Consider the following 2,832-nt stretch of genomic DNA (forward strand, 5'->3'; position numbering starts at 1 on the left):
ATCCTACAAAGTGCCGATAAACTTATCAATGCGATCGAATCCTTTTTCAATCGTCTTTAGGTCTGTAGCATAGGAAAGACGAATACAATCATCAGCACCGAAAGCAATACCGGGGATAGCGGCTACTTTTTGGGTTTCGAGCAGTTTCTGACAAAAATCCCGGGATTTTAAACCAGTTTGACTAATATCGATAAACACATAAAAAGCACCGTTGGGAGTAGGACAATTGAGTCCGGGGATTGCTCGCACTCGTTCTAAAATATACTGTCGGCGCTCGCTAAAAGCTTTGACCATTTCCTCGATGCAATCTTGGGGACTCTCTAAAGCAGCGATCGCACCGTATTGGGCAAAAGTGCAGACATTAGAGGTACTATGACCTTGGATATTAGTCATGGCCTCGACAATTTCCACCGGTCCTGCTATGTAACCGACGCGCCACCCCGTCATCGAGAAAGCTTTAGCAAAACCATTACTAACAATACTGCGCTGAAAGATTTCTGGACCAAAAGAAGCGATACTGCGGTGAATTGCGCCATCGTAGAGGATTTTCTCGTAAATTTCATCGGAAACCACTAAAATATCCTTTTCAACCACAATTTTTGCTAAAGCTGCGATTTCTTCGGGAGTATAGACAATACCGGTAGGATTAGAGGGAGAATTGAGAACAAATAATTTAGTTTTCGGTGTAATTGCCGCTTCTAGCTGTTCGGGGGTGATTTTATAGTGATTCTCTAGGCTAGTGTTCACTATAACCGATGTTCCTCCCGCTAACGTCACCATTTCAGGATAACTCAACCAGTAGGGTGCGGGAATAATTACTTCGTCCCCCGCTTCAATTAACGCCATGATTAGATTATAGAGAGACTGTTTACCCCCATTGGTAACGATGATATTATCGGCATTGTATGCTAGTTGATTATCCCGCAGCAATTTCTCAGCGATGGCTTTTCTTAACCCCGGTTCTCCGGCAGCCGGTCCATAGCGAGTTTTTCCCTCATCGAGGGCCTTTTTCGCGGCAGCTTTGATGTGAATGGGTGTGTCGAAATCTGGCTCCCCGGCGCTAAAACTACAGACATCTTCGCCGTTTTTCTTCATTTCCTTGGCCAGAGAGTCGATAGCTAGGGTAAGGGAGGGGGTGACTTGATTGACTCGTGACGCTAGTTTCATAGTATTTTACCCTGACAGGGCTTTTCTGATGACCTACACAACCTTTAGTATTGTCCATCACCTCGATTGTTCTGGGTGTTTTTTTATATAATCTCCGGAATTGCGGCGCTTAGGGATGGGTGTGGGGTGTGGGAATTATGAATTATGAATTATGAATTATGAAGTGGGGAGTGGGGAGAACAAAGCTGCCTCCTGCCTCCTGCCGAAGTCTGCCTTTTGCCTCCTGCCTCCTGCCTCGGAGTCTCGGAGTCTCCTGTCTTCGTTATTAGACCTCTCCATAATATTATCTCAAGACCAAAAGTCTTTCTAGTCAAGGAATATACCCGAATAAAAATTATTTTAATTGCCTCATATTTTTTCAGTAAAATTGAATTAGCAACGACAGATATACATTTTAGCTATCGAACTGCTTAATTAGTACATAAGCTAAAAGCAAGCTGTGACTGGGTTATAATTTTTGGAGATGTCTATTGAGGATTTTTTCTTTTTGCGGGTTTTTGTTTGCTGGTAGGGAGTAGGGGAGCGGTTAATTTTTCGTAGAGTTCAAAGAGGTATTCAATACGGTTTAATTCACTGGTGAAAGGTTGGGGACGATAACACAAATCAACGGCTTTGTCAAGTTTTTGGTGAGCTTTGAGCAAGTCGGGAGGCATGGTTAAAGGATCGTATAAATCCGCAAGGCTACTATCGGGATATTTTACCCTTGTATCTAGCACAGTTTGAGCGCAAGTTTCAACGGTTTGTTTTTGTTTGTCGGTGATATTTTCTGGAAAGGGGTAGTTATTATAAACAATATCTTTTGAGTAGCGATAATCGCTTTTTAATCTTCCGCAAACATATTTAACCCATGTCATGTGCATTGCTGAAGTAAGAATACCAAATAAATATAAATCAGCATTTGCAACAAAGAGACAACTATCACTAGCAATATAATCTGGACTAAAGAAACCAAATGGAATATATTTTCTATTCTCTGAAGAATGACGCGGTATTAGAATATAGCTAGTTTTTGGCTGTCTATTTTCTCCGAATAAAGTAGGAAAATTAGAGAGCTTTCTAGTTGACTCTCGGTTGCTTTTCTCTCTAGTTAATTTTACTTGCTCAACTCTCGATGCAATTATTTTTGATTTTTTTAATTCTTGTGGTTGAATATTAGTCAACCATAGACAATAACGATCCTCATTATTTAAAAATTCTTTTGCACTTAATAGGGGCTTTATCCATTTTTCAGAATCAGGTTCATTCTTAACTAATTCTTCTTTTTCAGATTGTGAAAGAATAAGATGACCACCATCATTTGGCATACTTCCAAAGTTTATTTCTGGAACAGATGAAATGGTTTTTCTTCTACTTAAAATTACTAAGTCACTACCCTCAACTAGGTAAGGATTAATATTTTTAACTTTTCTTTCTGTTGGTTCACCTTTAATATCAGCATAATCAAAAATACGTTTATTGTCAATATCTTCTAGCCCAAAACCAATAATAACACAATGAACTGCGGCGTTTCCTTTTGCTTCATTACTCCAGCTAAAAGTTCGATGGGCAAAATGAATTTTTATTTTATATTTTTGATAAAGCTCTTGCCAAAGAACACCAACTTGTTCACCCTGAGAAATAGAATTTGTGCTAACTAAAGCGCAACGAATTAAACTATTTTGAATA

At 39.5% G+C, this 2,832-nt stretch carries 2 protein-coding genes; both read right to left on the reverse strand.

The annotated features are described in order from the left end of the window. Window positions 1-3: 3 nt before the first annotated feature. Window positions 4-1,167, reverse strand: coding sequence for a pyridoxal phosphate-dependent aminotransferase (locus PX484_RS19180; RefSeq protein ID WP_287767601.1), 1,164 nt, complete (start codon window positions 1,165-1,167; stop codon window positions 4-6). 467 nt (window positions 1,168-1,634) lie between these two features. Then, window positions 1,635-2,832, reverse strand: a 1,198-nt coding sequence (locus PX484_RS19185) for a type IIL restriction-modification enzyme MmeI (RefSeq protein WP_288105160.1), incomplete at its 5' end; no start/stop codon positions are given.

Origin of the sequence: Microcystis sp. M49636_WE2 (genome assembly GCF_030065375.1) — a bacterium.
GTDB lineage: Bacteria > Cyanobacteriota > Cyanobacteriia > Cyanobacteriales > Microcystaceae > Microcystis > Microcystis aeruginosa_C.